The sequence below is a fragment of the Pseudomonas sp. MCal1 genome (genome assembly GCF_026341415.1).
Classification (GTDB): Bacteria; Pseudomonadota; Gammaproteobacteria; order Pseudomonadales; family Pseudomonadaceae; genus Aquipseudomonas.
In genome coordinates this window covers 74039-99220 of record NZ_JAKUMP010000007.1, presented here as the reverse complement: position 1 = coordinate 99220, position 25182 = coordinate 74039, and the positions used below count along the sequence as shown (strand labels likewise).

The window sequence follows — 25182 nt, the reverse complement described above, 5'->3', positions numbered from 1 at the left end:
GCGCCTCCTTATGGGGTTTCGATGCGCCGCTGCAGCAAGTTGATCAGCAGCAACAGGACGAAAGAAACCACCAGCATCAACACGCCGATGGAGGTAGCGCCGGTGTAATCGTATTGGTCGAGCTTGACCATGATCAGCAGCGGCAGTATCTCGGTTTTCATCGGCATGTTGCCGGCGATGAAAATCACCGAACCGTATTCGCCAACGCCCCGGGCGAACGCCAGGGCAAAACCGGTCAGCCAGGCTGGCAACAGCGCCGGCAGCAGGATGTGACGGAACACCTGCAGCGGTTTGGCACCGAGGCACGCCGCGGCTTCTTCGACTTCCCGCGGGATGTCCGCCAGCACCGGCTGCACCGTGCGCACCACGAACGGCAGGGTCACGAAGGTCAGCGCCAAGGTAATCCCGAGCGGGGTGTAGGCGATCTTGAAACCGAGGTCTGCAGCGAACTGCCCGACCAGCCCGGTCGGCGTGTACAGCGCCGTCAGCGCGATACCGGCCACCGCGGTCGGCAGGGCGAACGGCAGATCGATCATCGCGTCGATCACCTTGCGTCCCGGGAACGTGTAGCGCACCAGAACCCAGGCCAGCAACGTGCCGATGATGCCGTTGATGATCGCGGCGCACAGCGCAGTGCCGAAGCTCAGCTTCAGTGCGGCCAGAACCCGGGGCGCGGAGATGATCGTCCAGAACTGATCCCAGGTGAGTTGGGCGGCGTGGACGAACATCGCCGCCAGCGGGATTAGCACAATCAGGCTGAGGTACACCAAGGTGTAGCCCAGCGTCAGCCCGAAGCCGGGTATGACGGGGGAGATACGACGCGACATAAAAGTCCTTGGTTAAAAAACGTTCCGCTGAACGCACTAATGTGGGAGCGAGCTTGCTCGCGAAGAGGGAGCATCATTCAACACTTACGTTGTCTGACACACCGCCTTCGCGAGCAAGCTCGCTCCCACATGGGGTGTCCGGCACTAAAGCTCGGTTGCAGCTTATTTCAGATTACTGCGCCTGATAGATCTGGTCGAACACGCCACCGTCGTTGAAGAATTTCGGCTGTGCGGTTTTCCAGCCGCCGAAGTCCTTGTCGATGGTCACCAGTTCCAGTTTCGGGAACTGCTGGGCGTACTTGGCAGCCACGTCCTTGTCACGCGGACGGTAGAAGTTCTTCGCCGCGATTTCCTGACCGGCCGGGCTGTACAGATGCTTGAGATAGGCTTCGGCGATCTGCTCGTTACCCTTCTTCTCGGCGTTCTTGTCGACCACGGCCACCGGAGGTTCGGCGAGGATCGACAGCGAAGGCACGACGATGTCGAACTTGTCCTTGCCGCCGTCTTCTTTGAGCGCCAGGAAGGCTTCGTTTTCCCAGGCCAGCAACACGTCACCCTGACCGTTGTTGACGAAGGTAATGGTCGAGCCACGGGCGCCGGTGTCCAGGACCGGCACATGCTTGAACAGGGTCTGTACGTATTCCTTGGCTTTCGCTTCGTCGCCGCCGTTGGCTTTCAGGCCGTAGGCCCATGCCGCGAGGAAGTTCCAGCGTGCACCGCCGGAGGTTTTCGGGTTCGGGGTAATCACCGAGACGTCGTTCTTGATCAGATCGCCCCAGTCCTTGATGCCTTTCGGGTTGCCCTTGCGCACCAGGAACACGATGGTCGAGGTGTACGGAGTGCTGGCTTCCGGCAGACGCTTCTGCCAGTCGGCCGGCAGGGTCTTGCCGAGCTTGGCGATTTCGTCGATGTCGCCGGCCAGGGCCAGAGTCACGACGTCGGCGCGCAGACCGTCGATCACCGCACGGCCCTGCTTGCCCGAACCGCCGTGGGATTGCTGGATTTTCACGGTGTCGCCGGCGTGTTCCGACTGCCAGTACTTCACGAATTCGGCGTTGTAATCCTGATAAAGCTCGCGCGTCGGGTCATACGACACGTTGAGCAGTTCGTAATCCTTGGCAACCGCGGAACCGGCAAACACAGCACTGGCCAGGGCGGCCAAAGCGTAACGGCGAATCGACGACATGGTGAAAGCTCCTGGAATTCCTGGTGGTGGCTTTTTCTTATGAATTTCGAAAATCGGGTTGCCTGTAAAGATCACCGCCTGCGCCCACTCTTGCGTTGATCCCCGGCAAGAGCGGGCGCAGGCTGGAATCTTTTTTCGATTCAGCTCGGCTTGTTGCCCGGTTGCTGCAAGCGGAATTTTTCTTTGCGTTCGATCTGGACCACCTGGGCGTTGTGCACAGTGATTTCCACCGCGCCGAATCGCAGGTCGCGCAAGGCGCTCTGGATTTCGCGAAGGATGGTGGCTTCGTCCTGACCGTCAACGCTACGCAGGGATGCGCTCATGGTGCTGCTCCTTTGGATGGGATATGCCTGGCAGTGGGCGGTACTGCGTTCGGCGTGGGAGCAATATAAGAGAGGCGCAGATATTCTTAAAAAGACTATTTAAGAATGTTTATATAACTGGAAAACATTATGTGATGCAGCAAGGGTTTGCGGCGGATTCGCCCGCCGGCAAACCCGCCGTACGCCGCCATCAACCGATCATAGGCGCGCGGTTCCAGTCGATTTGCGCTTCCGGGACCGGCCGCCCGAACCAATAGCCTTGCCCCAGATCACAAGCCTGGCCCAACAGGAACGCCGCCTGTTCCGCCTGCTCGATGCCCTCGGCATGCACCTGCATCCCCATGCTGCGGGCCAGGGCAATGATCACGCGGACGATCGCTGCGTCGTCCTCGTCCCACGGCAGGCCGGCGACAAAACCCTGATCGATCTTGAGCTTCTGCACCGGCAGGCGCTTGAGCCGCAGCAACGACGAATAACCGGTGCCGAAGTCATCGATGGCCAGACGAATGCCCAGCTCGCGCAGACGATGCATCTGTTCCAGCGCGACTTCCGGATCGTCCATCACCGCGCTTTCGGTAACTTCCAGCTCCAGGTAGGCCGGATCCAGGCCCGTGTCGTGCAGCACCTGCGCAACCTGCTCGTACAACTCGCGGCGGGCGAACAAGCGTGATGACACGTTCACCGCGACAAACGACAGCACGACTCCCGCCTGCTGCCATTGGCACATCTGCCGGCAGGCCTGCTGCATGACCCAGGCGTCGATTTCCGAGATCAGCCCGGTGCGCTCGGCAATCGGGATGAACTCCGCCGGGGACACCAGGCCACGTTGCGGATGTTCCCAGCGCACCAGGGCCTCGACGCCGATCAGGCGACTGGTTTTCAGGTCGTGTACCGGTTGGTAGTAGACCCGCAGCTCCTGCTGCTCCAGCGCGCGGCGCAGTTCAAAGGCGATTTCGACCCGTTGCTGGGCGTGAGCCGTGAGCTCTTCGGTATACAGTGCGTAGCCATTGCGGCCACTGCTCTTGGCTTTGAACAGCGCCGCATCGGCGTTGCGCAACAGCTGCTCGGCGCTCAATGCATCGCTGGGAAACAGACTGATGCCGAGGCTGGCATTGATGAACAGCTCATGGCCATCGAGGCAGAACGGCTCCTTGAGCGCATCGAGAATGCGTTGGGCCAGCGCCGCCGCCTGCGCCGGCTGTGGACAACTTTCCAGCAGGACTGCGAACTCGTCGCCACCCAGCCGCGCCAGGGTGATGCCCGTCCCGAACAACGCCTGCAAACGCACGGCGACCGCCTTGAGCAAACGGTCACCGATGGTGTGGCCGAGGCTGTCGTTGATCAGTTTGAAATGGTCCAGGTCGATCATCAGCAACGCGCAACCGCGCTTGTGGGTCTGCGCCGATGCCAGCGCCTGTTCGGCACGGTCGCTGAACAGCAGGCGATTGGGCAGGTCGGTCAGCGGATCGTGATGGGCCAGGTGCTTGAGCTCGTGCTCGGAATCCTTGATGGCACTGATGTCGGAAAACACCGCGACGTAATGGCTGAGCCGATCGTCCTCGTCGCGGATCACCCGAATGGTTTGCCACTGTGGATAAATCTCGCCGCTCTTGCGCCGGTTCCAGATTTCGCCGCTCCACTCGTCCTTCGTCTGCAAGGTGGCGAACATCGCCTGATAGAACCCCGGAGGATGGTGCCCGGACTTGAACAGGCTGGGCTGCTGGCCAATGACTTCCTCGCGTTGATAGCCGGTGATTTCCATGAAGGCGCGATTGACGTGGACGATCAGCCCCTGTCGGTCCGTGACCAGCACGCCTTCGCGGGTGCAATCGAATACTGCAGCAGCCTGACGCAGGCGTTCGCGATCCGCCTGGCGTTCACGCAGTCGGGCACCGATGCCCAGGCATTCGAACAGCCGCGCACGGGCCAGGAAGATCAACCCGGCGCTGAGCGCTACGAACACGTAGCCGTTGATCAGTTGCCAGCGCAGCAGTTCGTCTGAGTTATCGAAGAAACTGTTCAATAAATAGCCAGTGCCTTGCAGCCACACAACCGCAAGGACCAGATAAAGCAGCGCTGCACGCAAGGCATCGCGGTAAGTGGCAGACATTCGGCCGTCCATGTCCCTACAAAATTGTCGGGATTATAAGTCAAGAAACATCCAGCCATCTCTTATCTGAAAGGGCGACTGGTTTTATCTGTGTGCTTGGTGATAATGCAACGGCTGTTTTTTCTTTATCGAGGGCCCTATAGCCTATGTGGTACGAAGGTTTTCTTGGCTTGTCGGCCTGGTCACTGGTCGCCGTCACCCTGGTGATGACCCACGTGACGATCGTTGCCGTCACGGTCTACTTGCACCGCTACTCGGCCCATCGCTCCCTGGAGCTGAATGCCGGCCTGAAGCATTTCTTCCGTTTCTGGCTGTGGCTGACCACCGCGCAGAACACCCGCGAGTGGACCGCCATCCACCGCAAACACCACGCCAAATGCGAAACCGAAGACGACCCGCACAGTCCGGTCGTCAAGGGTCTGTCCACCGTCCTGCGCAAAGGTGCCGAGCTGTACCGCGAAGAAGCGCAGAACCCGGAAACCCTGCGCATATACGGCAAGAACTGCCCCGAAGACTGGATCGAGCGCAACCTCTACAGCCGCTACCGGCTGCTGGGCGTGGCGATCATGGCCGTCGTCGACCTGCTGCTGTTCGGCACCATCGGCATCACCATCTGGGCGATCCAGATGATGTGGATCCCGGTCTGGGCGGCCGGTGTGGTCAACGGTCTGGGCCATGCCGTCGGCTACCGCAACTTCGAATGCCGCGACGCGGCGACCAATCTGGTGCCATGGGGCATCCTGATCGGCGGCGAAGAACTGCACAACAACCATCACACCTATCCCAACTCGGCCAAGCTGTCGGTCAGGAAGTGGGAGTTCGACCTCGGCTGGGCCTGGATCCAGGTCTTCAGCTTCCTGCGTCTGGCCAAGGTGCAACGGGTCGCCCCGATCGCCCACCGCGTCGAAGGCAAGGGCAGCCTGGACATGGACACCGCCATGGCGATCCTCAACAACCGCTTCCAGATCATGGCCCAGTACCGCAAGCTGGTGATCGGGCCGCTGGTGAAGCAGGAGCTGGCCAAGGTCGATCATTCGGTACGCCACCAGTTCCACCGGGCCAAACGCCTGTTGTCGCGGGAAACCAGCCTGCTGGAAGATCGCCACCACGTGCGCATCCAGAACATGTTCGAGCACAGCCAGGCGCTGAAGGTAATCTACGAGAAACGCCTGGCCCTGCAGCAGATCTGGGTCAAGACCAGCGCAAATGGCCACGACATGCTCGCTGCCATCAAGGAATGGGTACACGAGGCGGAGGCCAGTGGCATCCAGTCCCTGCGTGAATTCGCCGACCAGCTGAAAACCTACTCGCTGCGCCCTGCCACCGCCTGATGCCGTTGATCGGTGCGCCCGATTCCCGGGCGCACCCTTCGGAACTTCACCCCCGATCCCCTATCTCAAAGACACTTCGCCACCCCCGGCGGGCTTTCCCGTGGCCGTTGTCGACTTCCCGGCACGCCCTTTGAGATTCGTGTCGATGGTCAACAACAATCAGAAAGACTCATCCCCTCCCCAGTGGCCCGAGGCCGCGCAAACCCTGATGGCATTGATGCACGCTCAGGGCGAAGTCGCCCGGCTGAGCGAACGCGAGCAACTGTTCAGCTCGCTGCTGGTCAGCGTCAACGCCGTGCTTTGGGCCTTCAACTGGGAAACCCGTCAGGTGCTGTATGTCAGCCCCGCCTATGAACGGATATTCGGTCGCTCCGCCGCCCTGCTGTTGGCCGACTACAACCAGTGGCGCGACAGCATCTACCCGGACGATCTGGAATACGCCGAACGCAGCCTCGCCGAAGTGCTGCACAAAGGCGCCGTGGAAGACCGCGAATACCGGATCATCGCCGCCGACGGCCAAGTGCGCTGGATCAGCGACAAGTGCTTCATCAACCGTCAGGACGAACCAGGGCAACCGGTGATCATCGTCGGCATCGCCGAAGACATCACTGACAAGAAGCAGATGGAAACCGAGCTGCAACGCCTGGCCACCACCGACGTGCTGACCCAGAGCAGCAATCGCCGGCACTTCTTCGAATGCGCCCACCGCGAGTTCGAAGACGCCCGCCTGCAAGGCGTGCCACTGGCGTTTCTGCTGCTGGACATTGATGACTTCAAGGTGATCAACGACACCTACGGCCACCCGGAAGGCGACAACGTATTGCAACGGATCGCCGAATGCGGGCGAGCATCGTTACGCCGGGGCGACCTGTTCGGGCGGATTGGCGGTGAAGAATTTGCTGCGGTGTTCCCGGGCTGTGCGCCAGACATGGCGATGCAGGTGGCCGAACGGCTGCAACGGGAAATTCAGCGGCTGAGTTTCAACCACGGTGATCAGACGTTCGGCATCACCGTCAGCCAGGGCCTGACCAGCCTCACCCCGGATGACGAAAGCCTCGACACCCTGTTCGCCCGCGCGGACGCAGCGATGTACGAAGCCAAACGGCAGGGCAAGAACCGGATCATTTCCGCCTGATTCAAGACCTCAGCCCAACACAAGACTACTGTTGGAGCTAGCTTGCTCGCGAAGGCGTCTTGTCAGTCAACATAGCGCTGACTGGCATACCGCTTTCGCGAGCAAGCTCGCTCCCACAGGGATTCGTAGTGCGCGCGGTTATTTACGCATCCGCATCAGCTCCGGCAAGCCGATCTTGAGCAAGCGCGCCGTGCGGCTCTTCGCCAGCTCCTCAACGCCTTCATGCTCGGTCAGCCGCGCCATTTGCGCCGCCATGTTCATCACCAGCGCCTCGCGGGAGTACACCCCGCCACCGAGCTGGTAGACCGCGGCAATCAGCTCGCGCAACTCCAGCGGCAAGCGCCAGCGCGTGCGTAACGCCGAGCCATACGCTGCGCCGAATTCCGCCAGCGCATCGCCGACTTCCTCCAGTTCATCCAGCTCGCCGCCGGCCTGCTTCCATTCCTGCAGACAACGCAGCAGTGCCAGGTCGCCGAGGCGATGGAGCATCCCGGCGCAATAGCAGCGTTCCTGATCCAGATCGAGCAACCGCGCCAGCGTGCGGGCGTACTCGGCGGTGTGCAGCGACAGGCCCCAATAGCGCTCGGCGTAATCGGCCAGACACGGATCGCTGAGTCGGGCGCTGCGCTTGAGTGCAAGGCCAAGGATCAGGTTCATGCTCTGCCCGGTGCCCAGGCGATGCAGCGCCTGCGCCAAGGTCTGCACCGGCGCGCCATGGTGCTGGGCGGCGCTGTTGGCGGCGGCAATCAACACGGCGGTGATCTGCGGATCGGTGCGGATTTCCTCTTCAAGCAGCTTCAGGTCCAGGCCAACGGGATTGAGGCTGCGTTTGACTGCCACCTGCACGTCGGTCATCAGCGGTGCGCCATCGGCCTGTTCGCGGCGACGTTCGAGGAATACCGAGAGGGTCATGCCCGGCGCCAGTGCAGGTACTTCACAGAACACTTCCTCGCCGGCGTTCAGCAGCAGTCCCTGCAAACGCTCGGTCAGGCTTTCCATGTTCAGGGGTTTGGCCAGGTAGGCGGTCGGCGCCATCGGCAGGGCTTCGCGCACGCTGGCGCTGTCGTTGCGGCTGCTCATCAAAATGAACGGCAGCGGCGGGTTGCGTTTGCGCTGGCGGACACTGCGCAACACGCTCAAGCCATCGACGCCGGGCAATTCCCAGTCGACGATCGCCAGGTCATACGGGACTTCGCTGAGCAGCGACATCGCCTCCTGGCCATCGGCGCACAGGTCCAGCCGCGCATCGCAGCGCACATTCAGCAGCACTTGTTTGAGCAGATCACGCGACCAGGGATCGGCCTCGGCAATCAGCACCCGGGGTACAGCGGGTAAATCGACGGCAGTCATGCTCGCCCTCCCTTGCAATGCTTGAACCTTAGCCAATGCTTGCGTTTCGGTACAACCTGAAAACCGCGCAAGTGTTTCTCCGGGCATGAAAAAACCCGCCGAAGCGGGTTTTTTGTCGATCCGATCACACGGTGCTACGGATTACAGCTCCGAGAAGCACTCTTCGATGATCGCCAGGCCTTTGTCCAGTTGCTCGTCCGGCGAAGTCAGCGGTACCAGGACGCGCAGAACGTTGCCGTAGGTGCCGCAGGACAGCAGGATCAGGCCCTTTTCACGCGCCTTGGCCACGACAGCCGCGACAGCGGTCGGGTTTGGCTTGTGGCTGTCGCCGTTTTCGAACAGCTCGACTGCGATCATGGCACCTAGGGCACGGACTTCGCCGATCACCGGGTACTTGGCCTGGATGGCCTTCAGGCCGGTGACCAGACGCTCGCCGACAGCCTTGCAGCGGTCCAGCAGTTTTTCTTCTTCGAACACTTCCATCACGGCCAGGGCCGCGGCGCAAGCGATCGGGCTACCGGCGTAGGTGCCGCCCAGGCCGCCTGGTGCGATGGCGTCCATGTATTCGGCCTTGCCGCACACACCGGCCAGCGGGAAGCCGCCGGCGATGGATTTGGCGAAAGTGGTCAGGTCGGCAGCAACGCCCATCTGTTCCATGGCGAAGAAAGTGCCGGTACGGCCAGCGCCGGTCTGCACTTCGTCAGCGATCAGCAGGATGCCGTGCTGGTCGCACAGGGCACGCAGACGCTTCATGAATTCTTTCGGTGCGACGTAGAAACCACCTTCACCCTGCACAGGCTCGATGATGATCGCGGCGATGTCTTTCGGCTCGGCGTCGTTCTTGAAGATGCGCTCGATGGAAGCGATCGAGTCGTCGATGCTCACGCCGTGCAGTTCGTTCGGGTACAGCGCGCGGAAGATGCCGCCTGGCATCAGGCCCATGCCGGCCGAGTAAGGCACGACTTTACCGGTCAGGCCCAGGGTCATCATGGTGCGACCGTGGTAAGCGCCGGTGAAGGCGATCACGCCAGCGCGGCCAGTGGCGGCACGGGCGATCTTCACGGCGTTTTCAACGGCTTCGGAGCCGGTGGTCACCAGCAGGGTTTTCTTGGCGAAGTCGCCTGGTACGCGAGCGTTGATTTTCTCGCACAGCTCGACGTACGGCTCGTAGGCCAACACCTGGAAGCAGGTGTGGGTCAGCTTGTTCAGCTGCTCGGTCACGGCGGCGATGATTTTCGGGTGCACGTGGCCGGTGTTCAGTACGGCGATACCACCGGCGAAGTCGATGAATTCACGACCCTCAACGTCGGTCACGGTCGCGTTCTTCGCGGACTCGGCGAAGATCGGGTGAATCTGGCCAACACCACGTGGAACAGCAGCGGTACGGCGGGCCATCAAATCAGCGTTAGTCTTGCTCATTACAGTCCTCATTCGCCGCTCATCGGGCGGCGTGGTTCAAGGATTAAGCGGGAGGAATCGGCGGTGGCAGCATGCGATGATCGACTGCCACGGCGTTCCCGGCCGCAGAGAAAATTCCGGTTTGAAACGACGCAAAGGGACAGCGCTCTCGTGCCCTTTGCGTTTACAGCGATCTTCTACCGAGGCTTAGATGCCCAGGCAGAGGTATTTGATTTCCAGGTAATCTTCGATGCCGTACTTGGAGCCTTCACGGCCCAGGCCCGAGGCCTTGATGCCGCCGAACGGCGCCACTTCGTTGGAGATCAGCCCGGTGTTGACGCCGACCATGCCGTATTCCAGGGCTTCAGCCACACGGAACACACGGCCCAGGTCGCGAGCGTAGAAGTACGAGGCCAGACCGAACTCGGTATCGTTCGACATCGCGATCACGTCGGCTTCGTCTTTGAAGCGGAACAGAGGCGCCAGCGGACCGAAGGTTTCTTCCTTGGCGACAGCTGCGTCTTTTGGCACGTTGGTCAGGATGGTCGGCTCGAAGAAGTTGCCTTCCATCGGTTTGCCACCGGCCAGCACAGTTGCGCCTTTGCCCACGGCGTCAGCGATGTGCTCTTGCACCTTGGCCACGGCTTTCTCGTCAATCAGCGGGCCAGTGGTAGTGCCTTCTTCCAGACCGTTGCCGATCTTCAGCTTGGCGACTGCCACTTTCAGCTTCTCGGCGAATGCGTCGTAGACCGAATCCTGAATGTACAGACGGTTGGCGCAAACACAGGTCTGGCCGTTGTTGCGGTACTTGGAAATGATCGCGCCTTCGACGGCCTTATCCAGGTCCGCGTCGTCGAACACGATGAATGGCGCGTTGCCGCCCAGTTCCAGGGAGACTTTCTTGATGTCCTTGGCGCATTCCGACATCAGCTGACGGCCGATTTCGGTCGAGCCGGTGAAGGACAGTTTGCGCACGATCGGGTTGCTGGTCAGCTCGCTGCCGATGTCGCCGGCACTGCCGGACACGACGCTGAACACACCTTTAGGGATGCCGGCGCGCTGGGCCAGTTCAGCCAGGGCGAAGGCGGAGAACGGCGTTTGCGAAGCAGGCTTGAGCACCATGGTGCAACCGGCGGCCAGCGCAGGACCGGCTTTACGGGTGATCATCGCCGCCGGGAAGTTCCACGGGGTGATGGCGGCGGTCACGCCGATCGGCTGCTTGATCACGATCAGGCGCTTGTCCGGCTGGTGGCCCGGAATCACGTCACCGTAGATGCGTTTGGCTTCTTCGGCGAACCACTCGATGAACGAAGCGGCGTAAACGATTTCGCCCTTGGCTTCGGCCAGTGGTTTGCCTTGTTCGAGGGTCATCAGGCGAGCGAGGTCGTCCTGGTTCTCGATCATCAGTTCGAACCAGCGACGCAGTTTGCCTGCGCGCTCCTTGGCGGTCAGTGCACGCCAGGCCGGCAGCGCCTTGTCGGCGGCTTCGATGGCACGGCGGGTTTCGGCAGCGCCCATTTTCGGCACGGTGCCCAGAATTTCGCCGGTGGCCGGGTTGTTGACCTTGATCGTCTGACCGTTGTCCGCGTCGACCCATGCGCCATCGATGAAGGCTTGCTGGCGGAACAACTGGGTGTCTTTAAGCTGCATGTCGGCTTTCCTTAACAGCACCGCGCAAGGCGCGGAGCAAAATTATGATTGTAGAAAGGCGCCTCGCAAGGCTGCCGTCAGGGAAATCATTTACCGGGCTGGCACATGAACAGCGCACGACTCAAAAGACGTGCGACTCAGCACCTGGATAAGGAGCGTTTGAAATCTCAAACGAATCCTAGGTTCAAAGGGGTTGAAGGACAATAGGGCGTTCGAAAAAAAGAACAAAAACGCCGCAATTGCTGAACATTTCAGATCAACGTACAAGTGCCTCTGTTCCCTGCCACCGTCGAACGGCAGGGAACAGAGGATGGTGACTACTTATCCTGAAACGATTTGAGCACCGTCAACAGACTGGTCAGGTTGTCAGCCACCCCCGTCTGCGCGACTTTCTCCGTGGCCGCGGCGCCGGCTGTGGTATCAACGCTGTAAATCTGCATCACGCCCTGATTGGTCGCCGCTTGCGCCAGGGTGTTCTGTTGCTGCTGGGCACTGACGGCGTTCTCGAACAGGATGCCGGTCGAGTGCGCCAGGCTCTGGTAAATACTGCCCATCGCCATGGCCGGCGCTTCGGCCACAACCTTGACGCTGGTCTGGGTGACTGCATCGGTAATCTGATCATTCACGGTTGCCATGTTCCGACTCCTTTCAAGGGACAGTGGGTGTTGCAAATATTGCTCAGGCGCCGGACGACCGCTCAGGCTGGCTGGCGCTGAACTGGGCAATGCTCTGATTGATTCGCTCAAGTGCCTGGTCCACTCCGTCGGCGTCCAGCACCCCGCTCGCCGCGGCCACCGCCGCAGCTCCGCCTACCAGCAGATGGGTATTCAACGCGCCGAGCGCACTTTCGGTGGCGGCGTCGAGGTCATCCTTGATGATGCTCTCGGTCATCTTGCGCAGCAGCACACCTTGAGAAGCCAGAGCGAGCTTGGTGACACCATCGAAGTAGCTCGCCGCCGACTGCGCCACCAATCCGCTGGCCTGACGAATCAGCAGCTCCGAACCCAGCGACGCCAGTGCGGGCGCATTGGCCGCCAACTGAGTGTTGAGCAGGTTCACCGCTTCGACGATCTGTCGGTTCAAGGCGTCGGCACCCACGCCCTCAGCCGATTGCTGAAGCAGATGCTCGTTGAGTGATTCGAGCAATGAAGCCGCAGCGGTGGCCGGATCAACGGCCGGCTGTTGCGCATCGTCGGTCTGCGCCTTTTCCCTGGCCATCAGGATCGCCCTCCCACCGCCAGAATCTGCTGCACGGCCGCCGCCACGGTGGCGTTGCCGATAATGTTCAGCGCCTGCTGATGACTGACCGCGTTCTGCAACGCCAGACTGACCGCATGACTGCTGACCTGAGTCAGCGTAGCAATGGCCGTGGCCGGTGCAGAACCGACGACCTGCACGGTCGATTGGGTGACAGAGTCGGTGATTTGAGGATTGACGACGCTCATGCTTTTCTCCCTGAATAAGGCGATCGAGGAACCCGCCGCAGGAAAACAATAGAACAGCTGCGCCAAACTGCCACGAGAGCGTTTTGCAGGACGTTACAGCCTTTTGGAATGCGCCCTGCACCGACACAAACACTGACAATGACCCGGCAAAAACCGGCATGGACGCCCCGAGCCGACCTAGGTATGATGTCGCCCGCTGCACCAGTAGCTCAGCTGGATAGAGTACTGCCCTCCGAAGGCAGGGGTCGTGGGTTCGAATCCCGCCTGGTGCGCCATTGATTTAAACGAGAAAGCCCCGGACTGTGATGGTCCGGGGCTTTTTTGTGCCTGCCGACTACGGCGACTCACTCCGTCGTCCAGTCAAACTCGTCATATTCATCATCGTCTTCTTCGTCCTCGATCAACTCATCATCGAGAACGTCTTCTTGCAGATCCTCTTCGGCCTGTTTGGCCAGAAGAAACTCCTTGCGACTCTCCGTCACTGCCCGCCGCAGTTCCTCACCCTTCACCGGGCAGTTGAGCATTTGGGCGATGCGGTCGATTTTTTGGGCCACGGCATCCTCCAGCGCATCGGCAATGACCCGATAGTGCGCGTTTTTGCGGGTCAATGCCAAATGGCGGATGACTGATACGGTCAGTTCTTGCGGATTTTTTCCAGTCGCAGGTCGAGATTCACGTTCGGGTAGCGCTTGTGCAGGTGGTTGAACAGGGTGTCGGCCGCTTGCGACTGGCCGGACTCGCGCAGGCGCAGGACTTCACGCAGCTGCTCGTCGAGACCGTTGACCGGGGCAGCGGCGCGCTTGCCGACCTTGGCTTCGTCCGCCGTGTCGGCGCTGATCGATTCGCTCTGCATCGGTGCAGCCATTTCCGCCATTGGCGCGGGAGCTGGCGCAGAAAGCGCGCCGGCGGGCGCCGACAATGATCGGGCCTCCTGGCGGGCCACAGGCGCAGCCGGTTTCGCGGCGGGGGCGAAATCGTATTGAGCCACGGGCTCCGGCGTGCGTTGCACCAGCGACAGCATCAGCGCGATGCCGACCAGACTGGCAAAAGCCACCTGATAGCGCGGTGTCTGGCAGGCCTTGAGCCAGCGTTGCCACAGGCTCTGCCGTGGCATCGGGGTTTCACGGCGGGCGGCGTTGAGGATCAGCGCATCGAGATGCGCCGGCGGCTCGGCGTTGTGCTGTTCACGCACGTGCTTGAGCACTTGCTCTTCGGGGGTCGGGCGGGCGTCCGTCATGTCAGTACCTCCTCGGCCAGCAGCCGACGCAGTTTTTGCTGGGCGTAGCGCAAACGGCTCTTGACGGTTTCCAGCGGTGTTTCGGTGAGGCTGGCGATTTGCGCCAGGTCGAGGTCGCCGTGGGCGCGCAGCAGGAACACTTCGCGCTGGTCGGCGGGCAAGGTTTGCAGGGCGCTTTCCAGGCGCTCGCTGTCGCGGCTGAGGTTGAGCAGCTGTTCGGGATCGGAGGCGTCGTCGCTGATGGCGTGGGTTTGCTCGTCGTAACTGTCATGCAGCGGTTGCCGGGCCCCGTGTTTGCGCCAGTGATCGATCAGGCGATTGCGGGCAATCTGGAACAACCACGTACGAAAGGTCGCCCGGCCGTATAGCTGACTGGTGCTGCGGATCAGGCTCAGCCAGGTCTCCTGGAACACTTCGTCAGCCAGTTCCGGTTTGCTGCTCAACCCGAGCAGAAACCGGTACAGGCTCTGGCGATGACGGGCGTACAGGATCTCGAACGCCTTGCTGTCACCCTCGCGATAACGGGCCAGCAGCGATTCGTCGCTGCTGGCCTTCAGGCTGTCGGCGGAGGCGAACAGCTGTGTGATGAAGCCTTTGAGGCGGCTCACTATTCAATCCGTCGCTCAGTGGACGTTCCGATGGAGGCGGTGGACGTACGCAGGCTCTGCGCCAGTTCCACCAGTTGCACGAACTCGTTGCGCAGACCGAAGCGGTCATCGCCACGGGCACCTCGGGCCAGGGCTTCGGTGTCCTTGAGGCTGAAATCACCGGTGTAGCGGCCGTCCTTGAGTTGCTGGGAAAACGCGGCGACGGCGGCGGCGAAACGCAGGTCCTCACTGGCCGGCGCAACCTGACTGGCAATCGGCCGCTCGATCAGCAGACTTTTCCCACCCTCAGGCTTTTGATATCGCACACGCAGCATTGCCAATTCTCCTTTCTTCTCGGAAACCACTGCATCGTTTTTTCCGTAGCGCAGCGGCTCCAGCCAGCCCTTCTCGCCTGTCGGGACAATTTCATACAACGCCGTCACCGTATGGCCTGCACCGACTTCGCCGGCATCGACCTTGTCGTTGCTGAAATCCTCACGCTTCAGCGCGCGATTTTCGTAGCCGAGCAGCCGGTATTCGCTGACCTGCGCCGGGTTGAACTCGACCTGCAACTTGACGTTTTTCGCCACCACGGCGAGGGTCGAACCGAGTTGATCCACCAGCACCTTGCGCGCTTCACGCAGGTTGTCGATGTAGGCGTAGTTGCCGTCACCGGCATCGGCCAGTTGTTCCATCAGGTGCTCATTGTAGTTATCCACACCGAAACCCAGGGTGGTCAGGGAAATTCCGGTCTTGCGTTTATCCACAGCCATTTGTTTCAGGCTGTCGAAGTCGCTGATGCCGACATTGAAGTCACCGTCGGTGGCCAACAGGATGCGGTTGATGCCTTTGGGGATGAACGCCTGCTGCGCCATCTGATAAGCCCGCTCAATGCCTGAAGCGCCGGCGGTCGAGCCGCCGGCAGTCAATTGCTCGATGGCTGTGCGAATTTTCGCCTTTTCCCGTCCGGAAGTCGGCTCCAGCACCACTCTGGATTCGCCGGCATACACCACCAGCGACACCCGATCCTGCTCGCGCAATTGATCGACCAGCAATTTCAGGGTGCTTTTGACCAGCGGCAAGCCTTCGCGGCGGTCCATCGAGCCGGACACATCCACCAGAAACACCAGGTTCGCTGGCGCCAGTTCCGCCACCGCGCGGTCGGACGCCTTGATGCCGATGCGCAGCAAGCGGGTGTGCGGACTCCACGGTGAAGCAGCCAGTTCGGTGGTCACACCAAAGGGCGAGCCATCGCTCGGCAGCGCGTAGTCGTAGGGAAAGTAATTGACCATCTCTTCCAGCCGGACCGCGCCCTCCGGCGGCAGTCGACCCTGATTGAGCAACCGCCGCACATTGGCGTAGGCGCCGGTGTCGACGTCGGCACTGAAGGTCGAGACCGGGGTTTCGGCGACGCTGTGGATCGGGTTGTCAGCCAGATTGGCGTACTGCTCGCGCTGTTCATCGCGATAGCCCTGTGGATAACTTTCACCGGCCGGCATCGGTGCAAAACGGGCGATCGGCGCCGCCAGGGCACTACGCTTGGCCATCGAGCTGTCGGCCATGATCGCTTCGGGCTGCGCGGATGATTTCAGTTCGGTCTGCGCCGGAGGTGGCACAACGGTGGTTTCCGGGCTGGAGGAAACGCCGCAACCGGCAACCACCAGCAACACACTGGCAGCAAGAGGGCGCAGAAGCGTGGAAGGAAGGGACATGGGGGCTGACCTCGGGGAAGAATTGATCCATTCATCCCCTGAGACGGGCAGCCCTTTCAGTACGGGTTAAACCTCACCGAAAAATTTTCAGCGGTGATAACGCCGCACCACACTGCTGTTGCGCAGCACGTGGCCTTTGATTTTTTCCATCAGCTGGGCACGGGTCAGACCGGCGGGCAAGGCGTCCGGGGCCAGATCGAGGGCGTAGATCTGAATGATGTAGTGGTGCGCGCTGTCGCCAACCGGTGGGCATGGGCCGATGTAGCTGGTGGTGCCTTTGCTGTTGGTGCCACCGAAGCCTTCAAGGGCTGATTTTGCGCCGACGCCAGCCGGAATCTGCCGGGTCGTGGCCTTGATCCCGTAGTGAATCCAGTGATCGACGCCCGCGCCTTTCTGGCCGTCCGGATCGTGCATGACGATCGCGTAGCTCAGGGTTCCGCTGGGGCCTGCGTTCCAGCTCAGGGCCGGTGACTGGTTCTTGCCGCCGCAGCCGGCCGCATCGCTGGCCGCCGCCGAGGTGAACAGACGGTTATCCGACACACCGGGAATGCTGAGGGTGAAACGCTCCTGGGCCTGCGCCGGAAACTGCACGCAAAGGGCGACGGCAACGGCCGCCAGCCAAGGGTTGAGAGAGGTCAATCGGGTCATTCCGGGAGCACCTTGTGCAGTTGGGCCTTCGTCGGCCTGCAAACTATAGCCGTACCGTTCGTGCCGTGGCAGTAGGAAATGGCTGAACCTCGCAATGCGGCCCAAACTCGTAAGAGAAATGCCTGTGAGGAGCAAGACCATGACCCTGCACCGTGTCGCCCGATTCGCCGATGTGCCTGAAGACCGTGGGCTGGAGGTGCAGATCGGCGACTGCAAGATCGTCCTGCTGCGCGCCGCCGGCCAGTTGCGCGCCTTTCAGGGGGAATGCCCGCATGCCGGCGCGCCGCTGGCGGAAGGTGCGTTGTGTCACGGCCGACTGATCTGCCCGTGGCACAAGGCAGCCTTTCGCGCCGAAGACGGCGCCTTGTGCGAACCTCCGGCGCTGGACAGCCTCAAGCGCTATCCGCTGGAACTGCGCGGCGACGAGGTGTGGGTCGATGACCAGCCGTTGCCGGATCCGCACACTCCGCCGCAGGACGATCCACGCACCTTTGTCATTGTCGGCGCCGGTGCCGGCGGAACGGCCTGCGCCGCCGCGCTGCGCGAGAAAGGCTTCGGCGGGCGGATCGTGCTGATCGACCGCGAGCCGGACGCCGGCTACGACCGAACGGTGCTGAGCAAATTCGTGCTGTCCGGAGAAATGCCGGCGCCGGAAACCCCGCCCCTGCGCGATGACGACTTTTACCGCGAGCAACACATCAATCGGGTTTCGGGCGAGGTCAGCGGGCTCGATGCCAATACCCGGACCCTTCACCTGAGCGATGGCCGCACAATGAATTACAGCGCGGCGGTGCTGGCCACCGGCGCAACGCCCAACGCGCTGAAACTGCCCGGCGCCGACCTGCCCCAGGTGTTTGTCCTGCGCTCCAAAGCCCAGGCGCAATCCATCATGGACGCCGCCCAACCCGGCCAGCGTGCCGTCATCATCGGTGACAGCTTCATTGCACTCGAATGCGCCTCGGCCCTGCGCCAGCACGGGCTCGAGGTGACGGTACTCGCGCGGCACGCGATTCCCTTCTCGGCGCAGTTCGGTGAAGCCGTCGGCAAGGCGATCCGTGCGCTGCATGAAGAAAACGGCGTGAAATTCATCACCGATCACGAAGCCAGGGAAATCACCGGAGACGGCAAGGTCGAGGCAGTGTTGCTCGACAATGGCCTGCGCCTGTCGGCGGATCTGGTGTTAGCGGGAATCGGCGTACATCCGGCCACCGAAGCATTCGGCGACCTGCCGCGCGAGGACGATCAATCGCTGTTAGTCGATGGCAGCCTGCGCGTCACCGAAGGTCTGTGGGCCATTGGCGATATCGCCACCTTCCCGCTGAACGGCCAGCCACAACGCATCGAGCACTGGCGCCTGGCCCAGCAGCACGCGCGGATCGCCGCCGCCAATCTTCTCGGTGGCGATGAACATTACCTCGACGTGCCGTATTTCTGGACCTGGCATTTCGGCCGCAACTACGACTATCTCGGTCACGCCGAGGCGTGGGATGCGGTCGAATTTATCGGCGAACCCGAACAGCCGCCGTTTATCGGACTGTTCGGGTGCAAGGGTGTCGTGGTGGCAGCGGTGGCCTGCGAAGAGGAAAGGTCGATGGCGCTGCTGGCCGAACGCATGAAGCAACCGCTGTCGATGGAGGAGGCCTGGCGGCTGATTCGCGCCGTCAGGTGATCCGGTTCAACGGCTCGCGGTTGTCATCGTCCTCGGCGTGCAGAAAGATCACCCGAGGGTGCTCCAGTGGCGCCAGCGGCGGCGGCAATTCTTCAGGGTGTACCGGCCACAAATGCGGCACGACATGGCTGACGTCGCCGTCCTGATCGTTGTGGATGGTCATGACGCCCGGCCCGCGGAGTTTCTGAAAGCGGTCGTCGCACAGTTTGAAGCTGCGGCTCAGCGCCTCATCGTCGACCACCGGGGGCGGCAGGCGACGCTGGGCGAAGCTTCGGCTCTTGCGTTGTTGATAACGCGCCCAGCCGATCAGGATCACCGCGTTGACCAACGCCACCCACAGGTAAATCTGCAAAGTGCCGAGGGCTTCGAACGCCGAATGGTCGATGCGCGGCCCGCCTTCGTGGGTCTCGATCAACGGCCACAGGCCGCGCACCAGCAAATACAGCAGGCCGACCCAGGCCAGCACCGTGAAGAACGCATCGACCACCACCAGAAACGGCCGTTGGCGGGTCCGGATGATTTTCATTTGATAACCTCCTCTTCATCGTCCCCGATCGGTTTGATACCCCGGTCGGGACTGACCCAGCGCGCACGCTTCTGGTGTTGACCGAACAATACCTTGGGGAAACTGACCAGCGTGGTCAGCAGGCTGACGAACCAGAACGCGATCGGGTACCACACCACCCAGAACATCGTCTTGCCCAGGCCCGGCTCGTAGCGACGGTCAATGATGATGCTGACCGCGAACTGCACCAGGCAGACAAACGCCAGCAGCAAACCGGTAAACGCCGGAGGCATCAGGTGATGCACCGCAATCGCCTCGGGCATGACCACGAACTTGCCGACGGCCCAGAAGATCACCGACAACAGGAAGGTGAACGCCCAACCGGTGGACAGGCAGTATTCGAACAGCAGCGGCCAAAGGTAACGGTGACGGTACTGCCAGATCCCGCGAATGTTCTTGAACAGCACTTCGGCGCCGCCCTGGGCCCAGCGCAGACGCTGTTTCCACAGACCGCGCAGGGTTTCCGGCATCAGGATCCAGCACAGGGCACGGGGCTCGTAGAAGATGCTCCAGTGGTCCAGTTGCAGCTTCCAGCTGATGTCGATGTCTTCGGTGATCATGTCCGGGCTCCAGTAGCCGACCCGGTTCAGCGCGGTACGGCGGAACGCGACGATCACACCCGACACGGTGAAAATCCGCCCGAACACCCGCTGGGTGCGCTTGATCAGCCCGATGATCGACGAGAACTCGCCGACCTGAACCCGCCCGACCAGCGTCGAACGCGTGCGGATTCGTGGGTTGCCGGTCACCGCGCCCAGCCGCGCGTTGTCGAGCATCGGCGCGACGAGATAAGCCGCGGTGTTCGGCGCCAGCAGCGCGTCACCGTCGATGCACACCAGATATTCACTGCGCGCAGCAATGGCGCCCATGCGCAGAGCCACGGCCTTGCCCTGGTTTTCCGCCAGGTGCAGCACCCGCAGCCGAGGGTCTTCCTTGGCCAGCGCATCCAGCACTTGTGCGGTGTTGTCCTTGGAGCCATCGTTGATCGCGATGACTTCGATGTTCGGGTAATGCTGCGCCAGCGCCGCGTGGATGGTATCGGCGGCGTTGTCGCCCTCGTTGTAGCAAGGGATCAGGATCGAAATCAGCGGTTCGCCTGCCAGCGGTGGCGGCAGCGTGTCGTCCTTCCACGGCCAGTGCCGCTCCCAGTGCAGCCAGAAATACAAGCCACCGGAAATCCACAACCCGGACATGAACAGCGGGTAGAAGAACACGAAGTCCATCAGGAATTGCCCGGTGACCAGGAAGATCAGCCCCAGCGGAACGCCGAGGACGATCGCCAGAACAAGCAGGGCCAGCAGTCTATCCAGCATGTCATGGGTTCCATTTGTTGGAGAGCGCAGGCCGCACGGTTTTCAGGTCCGGCAGGTTCTCGAGGAAGTTGTCCGGGTAGTAGCCGAAACTTGTGGCGCCCTGACGCTTGAGGCGGCCCATCCAGTCGGCCAGTCGTGCACCGTCGATGTCGGCCTGTTCCTTTTTCGTCCAGTCCCGGGCCTGCAGTTCGAATACCGTGCGATCCAGCGCCCCGGGGCGCTGTTTGATCTTCGCCACCAGCTGTTCGAGCCACGGGCCGGATTGCGCATGGGTCTGTTTTTCCATGAGCGGCATGGCCATCGGCGCCGTCCAGTCGTAACTCACAAGGAAGTCGTCGAGGTTCTGCGCGAACCACGCTTCGCTCTCGGGGTTGAGAATCGGCTCGGCGAAGATGTTGCGTGCGGTGAGCACTTGCGGGCCACGAATCGCGCGCACCCTGGCGGTCAGCTCATTGGTGAAGTCGATCAGGTAGCGGCTCTTGAACCGCGTCCAGCGCTGCATCGCCGCCGGATCGTCACGCAGGGCGGCGATCGAGCCCGGCAAGCCGTTGGCGGCATAGGCCTTCAGCGCCTGAGGGCCGGCGTCTTCGAAGTCCGAGAGCACCGCGTCGTCGTGGTAGAGAATGCCGTCGACCGAAGTCAGGCGTGCCACGTCTTCGTAGATCTCGCCGATGATCCGCCGCACCTCGGGATCGAACGGCGACAGGCGTTTATATTGATCCGGGTCGACAGCCGTCGTGCCGGTCTTCGGATCCCAGCGCGTCACCCGTGGCAGCCTCGAATCCAGTTCGAAACTCAGCACCGGCATCCACGCAAAGACCTTCACATGAGCCCGGGTGCGCAATTGCCAGGCGACACGATCGAACAGGTCGGCACGCATCGGCAGATGACGGTTGGGGAAGTACAGCGAATGCACCAGGCCGTCGCCCTTCGGATCGGCGAAGGCTTGCAGGAACACGGTGTTGGCGCCCATGTCCGCCATGCGCTGGATCAGTTTGCCAAGGTTGATTTCCTGCTGCGCCGGATCCGGGTCGTAGACGTTGTCCAGATCCACATGCACCACGCGCATGGTGAAGTCCGATTGCACCGCGACGATGCTGTTGGCGAAATGCTCGCCGTCAGGATCGGAGGCGACCAGAAAGCGCGGACCGCTCATCAGGTTGTCGAGAGCATCGAGACCGTCATCGAGAGTCAGGGCCATTTCGTAGCCCTGCTCACTGACCACCGTCAGCGAAGTGCCGTCCGCTGTACCGTAGGGCCAGACCCAGACCCTTGGTTTCTTACCGGTGACCTTGCGGATTTTTTCCGAGATGGCCGCCACATCGGTACGCATGCGCGCCTGGAAGTCCGCTTCGGATTCATAGCGTTTGCTCACCGGATCGTAGCGTCGGGTTGCGGCCGCCGGCTGCATGTTGCCCTGCGGGTTGGCGAGGATGCCTTTGTGGCTGGCGTCGGTGTGGGCAGCGATTTCCACCAGCCCCGATTGGGAGATTTCCCGCACCTGAGCCCAGGTCAGGAAGTCCGAGCGCGCACGCGGCGTGCCGGCGAAGTCCACCGGTTGGTTCAGCGGCGTATCGATCCAGGTGCCGACCGGCGCCAGCAGCGCATGCCAGTTATAGGCGCGCAACACCGGCAACACGCGGGTGTAGAAGCTTGAGTAACCGTCGTCGAAGCTGAGCAGGATCGCCTTGGGCGGCAGTTCCGGCCCGCCCTTGCGTGCGGCCATGATCTGATCGACCGTCACCGGTTTGTAGTTGTTCTCCCGCAGCCAGGCGAGCTGTTCGAGCAGGCGCTCGGTGCGCACCGCCACCACCGCCTGATCGGGGTCACGATCTTCGACGTCGTGGTAGGCAATGCCCAGCACGTGGTTTTTCGGCCAAGGCTTTTCACTGGCTGCCACCGGTCGCTCGGACGGCGGCACGAAGGCCGGGGCTTGCTGGGCGCAGGCGCTGACCAGCAGCACTCCCAGCAGAAGGATGAAACGCGAAATCAAAGGCATCTTCAAACTCTTCTAGAAGCGGAAAGTGAGGTCGACGAGCAGACGCAGATCGGTTTCCCGGTCACCGTCGTAGGGCCGGTTGATCACACTGAACAAACCGCCCACCTCGAACACGTCGTTCCAGGCGTAGCGCTGGCCGTAACCGAGCAATGCCATGCCGCCGGTGCCGTGATCACGCTGGCTGTAAGTACCCGCACCGGCCTGGAACTGCTGGCTCCAGACGGTTTCGTAACGGTGGTACAGCACGTGATTGACGTTCAGCAGCGGCATGACGCTGAAGTCCGACTTCGGGTTGAAGTACGGCACGTCATCGGACTTGGAGTTGTGGCTGGTGCTCACTTCCAGGCCCGCATCGACTTGCAGGTTCGGCGCGCTGTAGACGCCCTCTTTTCCGGTCAGCAAGGCTTCGACACGGTTGTTGCCGTCGCTGAAGTGCGACGGGCTGACCGCCAGCCGCCATTCGCGACTCTCGTTGGCGCGCCAGCGAATGAAACCGCTGCCGCCGTTGGCCTTGATGTCGCTGTTCAATGCCCGCAGCGGGGTCTCGGCCGACAGATATTCGAGGCTGCCGCCGTATTGCCAGTGATCGTCGATGTCGCGGGCAATCGCCAGGCGCGCGCCCTGCTTGTCACCAAACCCATAGGAATGATTCGACACTTCGGCTTCGAGGGTCATGTCGCGGGTGCGACGCTCCAGGCCGACACGCTGGAAGCGGTGGTGGCCGGTCCCTTCGGTGAAATCGCCTGTGGCGTATCCGGCCCCGGCGAACACCCGCCAGTCTTCATCGATCGGCGGGCTGTAAAGGGTGGTCTGAATACCGAAGTCGCGGCTGCCGCTGACCGCGCCGGCATTGCCACCGCTGCCACCATTGGCCTTGCCGCCGTAAGCTTCGACGCGCAGTTCGGACATGTCATGCACTTCACGCTCGCGGGCCAGACGCTGGACCTGACGGTTGTCGGGGAAGCGCGCCACCACGTCGTCGGTCAGCGCGTCCATTTGCCGCCATTCCTGCAGGTCCATGGCGGTGCGGGCCTGCGCGACTTCAAGACCCATGTCGCGCGGCGCGATGCTCTCGGTTTCCTTGAGCTGGTTTTCCGCACGGCGCGGCCAGTTGCGGGCCAGGTACAGATCGGCCTGGGCCAGGCGCAGGCCGATGTTGCCCGGCGCCTGATCCACCAGGGTTTGCAAGCGCTCTTCGCCGTGAGGCAGGTCGGAGCCGTAGGTGCCGGCCTGCGCCGCCAGTTGCTGGGCGTCCATCCATTCGTCGTTGGGGTTGCCGATCGGCAGGCCCTTGAGTTCGATGCGCGGTTTCTGTGTCCTGGCCTGATCTTCGGCGACCTTGCGTGCCTCTTCGGCGCGGTCGCTTTCCAGCAGCGAGTAATACAGCGCCGTGGTGTCTTCGAGTCGGTCGCCGACATCGGCGTCCGGCGCCGCCAGCACCTGCCGGTAAAGATCGGTGGCGATTTCCGGCTGGCGCTGATCCAGATAGGACGCCGCCACCCAGCGCAGGGCGTAGGTCGGAATCTTCACGCCTTCGGCTTGCAGCTTCTGGTATTCGCTGATGACTTCGGCGGTGCGCGCCCGGGCCTTGAGCGCGCCCATGCGGTCGATGCGCCAGCGGGTCACGTCGTCGTGGGCGCTGGCGTCCGGGGTCCAGGTGGCGAGCAACTGGTCGTAGTCGGCCAGGGCGCGGTCGGCGATCACGTAGCGTTCTTTTTCGCTGCGGGTGGCCAGCTCGGCAAGGCGCACGCGCTCGGCGGCCAGATCGCCTTCCAGACGGCGCAAGGTGACGGGATCGATCAACCCCGGACGCTGCTTCGCCAGACGCAGCGCCGGCTCCGGTAGACGGGCCTTTTGCAGGGCGACCACGTATTCGCGGGCGACCTCCGGTTTGTTGCCGGCGCGGACAAAGGCCTGGTCGTATTCGAACAGCGCGTCGTAGGGCTTGCCGGCGCGATTCAGGGCGTAGCCCAGCGCCAGTCGGCGGGAAGGATCATCGGGTTTGGCGGCGACCAGCGAGCGGGCGCGGATCACCCCTTCATCAGGTTTGCTGGAGTCGGCCTGGGTCAGCGCCAGGCCGAGTTGCAGGTCGGCGTTGTCCGGCTCCAGCATCAGGGCCTTGTTGTAGACCTGGATCGCCTGATCCCAACGCTTGAGGTTGCGATAGGCCCGGGCGGTGGCGGTCAGCGCCTGAACCGGCAATGCCCGGCCAAGGCCCTGGGTCTCGTAGACCTGCACCACTTCAGCGTCGAGCCCGGCCCAGCCAGCGATTTGCAGGTGATCGCTGACCTGGCCGGTGGTGGCCTGGGCCGGCGGCACCTGCCGCAAAACGGTCAGCGCGGGCGTGTAATGCCCGGCCCGGGCGTCGAGCACCATTTGATCGTAGGCCGTATCGGCGAACGCGAGCGCCGGCCAGAGCAACTGGCTGCACAGCGCGACTCGAAACAAAGGGCGTAAACCACGATGTAATACGGGAACATCAATACGCGGCATTCGTCAGCATCCTTACATGGCCAGCCGGGTAGCAGTGCTCCCCCTTGCCCATTTCGTGACGGAGGCCAAGCAAAAAACGCTCAGCCAAGCTTATCCAGGCAGTCTTGCACGCAAGCGTAGACCAAGATTCAGAACACAATAATTATTCAGATTCGTGACGATGAATTTCCCGAAAGGCCGCAAACCCGGACGCCAGACAGCAAA

The 25182-nt window shown here is 62.1% G+C and carries 22 protein-coding genes and 1 tRNA gene; 4 read left to right on the top strand and 19 right to left on the bottom strand.

Going from position 1 to position 25182, the window contains the following annotated elements:
• Window positions 1-8: 8 nt before the first annotated feature.
• From cysT to dibA, 4 genes are all read right to left on the bottom strand, one after another.
• Window positions 9-827, bottom strand: coding sequence for a sulfate ABC transporter permease subunit CysT (cysT, locus tag MKZ87_RS13260; RefSeq protein WP_007952818.1), 819 nt, complete (start codon window positions 825-827; stop codon window positions 9-11).
• A gap of 172 nt (window positions 828-999) precedes the next feature.
• Window positions 1000-2013 carry a sulfate ABC transporter substrate-binding protein gene (locus MKZ87_RS13255; RefSeq protein WP_085702780.1) on the bottom strand — a complete coding sequence of 338 codons (1014 nt, stop codon included), beginning with the start codon at window positions 2011-2013 and terminating at the stop codon, window positions 1000-1002.
• 140 nt (window positions 2014-2153) lie between these two features.
• Window positions 2154-2336: a sulfur starvation response protein OscA gene (gene oscA / locus MKZ87_RS13250; protein WP_022643503.1), complete on the bottom strand. Its 183-nt coding sequence runs from the start codon at window positions 2334-2336 to the stop codon at window positions 2154-2156.
• 190 nt (window positions 2337-2526) lie between these two features.
• Window positions 2527-4446 (bottom strand): phosphodiesterase DibA, encoded by a 1920-nt coding sequence (dibA, locus tag MKZ87_RS13245; RefSeq protein ID WP_266201065.1) that lies wholly within the window; start codon window positions 4444-4446, stop codon window positions 2527-2529.
• Between the two features lie 146 nt (window positions 4447-4592).
• Between dibA and desA the strand changes: the two genes are divergently transcribed.
• Window positions 4593-5777, top strand: a complete 1185-nt coding sequence (gene desA, locus MKZ87_RS13240) for a delta-9 fatty acid desaturase DesA (RefSeq protein WP_085697965.1) — start codon at window positions 4593-4595, stop codon at window positions 5775-5777.
• A 145-nt stretch (window positions 5778-5922) separates the two neighbouring features.
• Window positions 5923-6912, top strand: a complete 990-nt coding sequence (locus tag MKZ87_RS13235) for a GGDEF domain-containing protein (protein ID WP_085697964.1) — start codon at window positions 5923-5925, stop codon at window positions 6910-6912.
• Window positions 6913-7050: 138 nt separating this feature from the next.
• Here the strand turns inward: MKZ87_RS13235 and MKZ87_RS13230 are convergent, their stop codons facing one another.
• The 6 genes from MKZ87_RS13230 to MKZ87_RS13205 all read right to left on the bottom strand — a co-directional run bounded on the left by MKZ87_RS13230 (window position 7051) and on the right by MKZ87_RS13205 (window position 12755).
• Window positions 7051-8262 carry a response regulator gene (locus tag MKZ87_RS13230; RefSeq protein ID WP_234206225.1) on the bottom strand — a complete coding sequence of 404 codons (1212 nt, stop codon included), beginning with the start codon at window positions 8260-8262 and terminating at the stop codon, window positions 7051-7053.
• A 141-nt stretch (window positions 8263-8403) separates the two neighbouring features.
• Entirely contained in the window at window positions 8404-9681 is a 1278-nt protein-coding gene (gene gabT / locus MKZ87_RS13225; RefSeq protein ID WP_085697962.1) for a 4-aminobutyrate--2-oxoglutarate transaminase, read from the bottom strand.
• 186 nt (window positions 9682-9867) lie between these two features.
• Window positions 9868-11310 (bottom strand): NADP-dependent succinate-semialdehyde dehydrogenase, encoded by a 1443-nt coding sequence (gabD, locus tag MKZ87_RS13220; protein ID WP_085697961.1) that lies wholly within the window; start codon window positions 11308-11310, stop codon window positions 9868-9870.
• A 317-nt stretch (window positions 11311-11627) separates the two neighbouring features.
• Complete coding sequence (locus MKZ87_RS13215) at window positions 11628-11945, bottom strand: RebB family R body protein (protein ID WP_085697960.1); 318 nt, start codon at window positions 11943-11945, stop codon at window positions 11628-11630.
• A 43-nt stretch (window positions 11946-11988) separates the two neighbouring features.
• The gene (locus tag MKZ87_RS13210; RefSeq protein ID WP_085702786.1) at window positions 11989-12528 is read right to left on the bottom strand and encodes a hypothetical protein; all 540 of its coding nucleotides are present in this window, start codon (window positions 12526-12528) and stop codon (window positions 11989-11991) included.
• Complete coding sequence (locus tag MKZ87_RS13205; RefSeq protein WP_085684289.1) at window positions 12528-12755, bottom strand: RebB family R body protein; 228 nt, start codon at window positions 12753-12755, stop codon at window positions 12528-12530. Before MKZ87_RS13205 ends, MKZ87_RS13210 begins: the two co-directional genes overlap by 1 nt.
• Before the next feature lie 198 nt (window positions 12756-12953).
• On the opposite strand from MKZ87_RS13205, the gene MKZ87_RS13200 reads away from it, so the two are divergent.
• A tRNA-Arg gene (locus MKZ87_RS13200) sits at window positions 12954-13030 on the top strand.
• A gap of 69 nt (window positions 13031-13099) precedes the next feature.
• Here MKZ87_RS13200 and MKZ87_RS13195 read toward each other — a convergent pair.
• The 5 genes from MKZ87_RS13195 to MKZ87_RS13175 form a co-directional block, all read right to left on the bottom strand.
• On the bottom strand, window positions 13100-13369 hold the full coding sequence (locus MKZ87_RS13195; protein WP_234206565.1) for a hypothetical protein: 270 nt from the start codon (window positions 13367-13369) through the stop codon (window positions 13100-13102).
• A gap of 20 nt (window positions 13370-13389) precedes the next feature.
• Window positions 13390-13992 (bottom strand): hypothetical protein, encoded by a 603-nt coding sequence (locus MKZ87_RS13190; protein ID WP_227234077.1) that lies wholly within the window; start codon window positions 13990-13992, stop codon window positions 13390-13392.
• On the bottom strand, window positions 13989-14570 hold the full coding sequence (locus tag MKZ87_RS13185) for an RNA polymerase sigma factor (RefSeq protein WP_266201167.1): 582 nt from the start codon (window positions 14568-14570) through the stop codon (window positions 13989-13991). Before MKZ87_RS13185 ends, MKZ87_RS13190 begins: the two co-directional genes overlap by 4 nt.
• A 29-nt stretch (window positions 14571-14599) precedes the next feature.
• On the bottom strand, window positions 14600-16291 hold the full coding sequence (locus MKZ87_RS13180) for a vWA domain-containing protein (protein ID WP_266201064.1): 1692 nt from the start codon (window positions 16289-16291) through the stop codon (window positions 14600-14602).
• 87 nt (window positions 16292-16378) lie between these two features.
• Window positions 16379-16939: a YbhB/YbcL family Raf kinase inhibitor-like protein gene (locus MKZ87_RS13175; protein ID WP_085697955.1), complete on the bottom strand. Its 561-nt coding sequence runs from the start codon at window positions 16937-16939 to the stop codon at window positions 16379-16381.
• A 139-nt stretch (window positions 16940-17078) separates the two neighbouring features.
• On the opposite strand from MKZ87_RS13175, the gene MKZ87_RS13170 reads away from it, so the two are divergent.
• The gene (locus MKZ87_RS13170; protein ID WP_266201063.1) at window positions 17079-18608 is read left to right on the top strand and encodes an FAD-dependent oxidoreductase; all 1530 of its coding nucleotides are present in this window, start codon (window positions 17079-17081) and stop codon (window positions 18606-18608) included.
• Here MKZ87_RS13170 and pgaD read toward each other — a convergent pair.
• Genes pgaD through pgaA form a run of 4 tightly spaced genes read right to left on the bottom strand, consistent with a single transcriptional unit; the run spans window position 18601 to window position 24978 of the window.
• Window positions 18601-19134 (bottom strand): poly-beta-1,6-N-acetyl-D-glucosamine biosynthesis protein PgaD, encoded by a 534-nt coding sequence (gene pgaD / locus MKZ87_RS13165; RefSeq protein ID WP_085697953.1) that lies wholly within the window; start codon window positions 19132-19134, stop codon window positions 18601-18603. The genes MKZ87_RS13170 and pgaD overlap by 8 nt on opposite strands.
• Window positions 19131-20486, bottom strand: coding sequence for a poly-beta-1,6-N-acetyl-D-glucosamine synthase (gene pgaC / locus MKZ87_RS13160; RefSeq protein WP_085697952.1), 1356 nt, complete (start codon window positions 20484-20486; stop codon window positions 19131-19133). Before pgaC ends, pgaD begins: the two co-directional genes overlap by 4 nt.
• Window position 20487: 1 nt before the next feature.
• Window positions 20488-22485 (bottom strand): poly-beta-1,6-N-acetyl-D-glucosamine N-deacetylase PgaB, encoded by a 1998-nt coding sequence (pgaB, locus tag MKZ87_RS13155; RefSeq protein ID WP_085702792.1) that lies wholly within the window; start codon window positions 22483-22485, stop codon window positions 20488-20490.
• A gap of 12 nt (window positions 22486-22497) precedes the next feature.
• Window positions 22498-24978 (bottom strand): poly-beta-1,6 N-acetyl-D-glucosamine export porin PgaA, encoded by a 2481-nt coding sequence (pgaA, locus tag MKZ87_RS13150; RefSeq protein ID WP_085702793.1) that lies wholly within the window; start codon window positions 24976-24978, stop codon window positions 22498-22500.
• Between the last annotated feature and the right edge of the window lie 204 nt (window positions 24979-25182).

Excerpts from the sequence above, each read along its gene's own strand:
- MKZ87_RS13170 (WP_266201063.1), top strand. The coding sequence starts at position 17,079 with ATGACCCTGCACCGTGTCGCCCGATTCGCCGATGTGCCTGAAGACCGT.
- pgaD (WP_085697953.1), bottom strand. The coding sequence starts at position 19,134 with ATGAAAATCATCCGGACCCGCCAACGGCCGTTTCTGGTGGTGGTCGAT.
- pgaC (WP_085697952.1), bottom strand. The coding sequence starts at position 20,486 with ATGCTGGATAGACTGCTGGCCCTGCTTGTTCTGGCGATCGTCCTCGGC.
- MKZ87_RS13215 (WP_085697960.1), bottom strand. The coding sequence starts at position 11,945 with ATGGCAACCGTGAATGATCAGATTACCGATGCAGTCACCCAGACCAGC.
- MKZ87_RS13190 (WP_227234077.1), bottom strand. The coding sequence starts at position 13,992 with ATGACGGACGCCCGCCCGACCCCCGAAGAGCAAGTGCTCAAGCACGTG.
- MKZ87_RS13255 (WP_085702780.1), bottom strand. The coding sequence starts at position 2,013 with ATGTCGTCGATTCGCCGTTACGCTTTGGCCGCCCTGGCCAGTGCTGTG.
- MKZ87_RS13175 (WP_085697955.1), bottom strand. The coding sequence starts at position 16,939 with ATGACCCGATTGACCTCTCTCAACCCTTGGCTGGCGGCCGTTGCCGTC.
- MKZ87_RS13235 (WP_085697964.1), top strand. The coding sequence starts at position 5,923 with ATGGTCAACAACAATCAGAAAGACTCATCCCCTCCCCAGTGGCCCGAG.
- MKZ87_RS13180 (WP_266201064.1), bottom strand. The coding sequence starts at position 16,291 with ATGTCCCTTCCTTCCACGCTTCTGCGCCCTCTTGCTGCCAGTGTGTTG.
- MKZ87_RS13210 (WP_085702786.1), bottom strand. The coding sequence starts at position 12,528 with ATGGCCAGGGAAAAGGCGCAGACCGACGATGCGCAACAGCCGGCCGTT.
- oscA (WP_022643503.1), bottom strand. The coding sequence starts at position 2,336 with ATGAGCGCATCCCTGCGTAGCGTTGACGGTCAGGACGAAGCCACCATC.
- desA (WP_085697965.1), top strand. The coding sequence starts at position 4,593 with ATGTGGTACGAAGGTTTTCTTGGCTTGTCGGCCTGGTCACTGGTCGCC.
- gabD (WP_085697961.1), bottom strand. The coding sequence starts at position 11,310 with ATGCAGCTTAAAGACACCCAGTTGTTCCGCCAGCAAGCCTTCATCGAT.
- pgaA (WP_085702793.1), bottom strand. The coding sequence starts at position 24,978 with ATGCCGCGTATTGATGTTCCCGTATTACATCGTGGTTTACGCCCTTTG.
- MKZ87_RS13230 (WP_234206225.1), bottom strand. The coding sequence starts at position 8,262 with ATGACTGCCGTCGATTTACCCGCTGTACCCCGGGTGCTGATTGCCGAG.
- cysT (WP_007952818.1), bottom strand. The coding sequence starts at position 827 with ATGTCGCGTCGTATCTCCCCCGTCATACCCGGCTTCGGGCTGACGCTG.
- MKZ87_RS13205 (WP_085684289.1), bottom strand. The coding sequence starts at position 12,755 with ATGAGCGTCGTCAATCCTCAAATCACCGACTCTGTCACCCAATCGACC.
- gabT (WP_085697962.1), bottom strand. The coding sequence starts at position 9,681 with ATGAGCAAGACTAACGCTGATTTGATGGCCCGCCGTACCGCTGCTGTT.
- dibA (WP_266201065.1), bottom strand. The coding sequence starts at position 4,446 with ATGTCTGCCACTTACCGCGATGCCTTGCGTGCAGCGCTGCTTTATCTG.
- pgaB (WP_085702792.1), bottom strand. The coding sequence starts at position 22,485 with ATGCCTTTGATTTCGCGTTTCATCCTTCTGCTGGGAGTGCTGCTGGTC.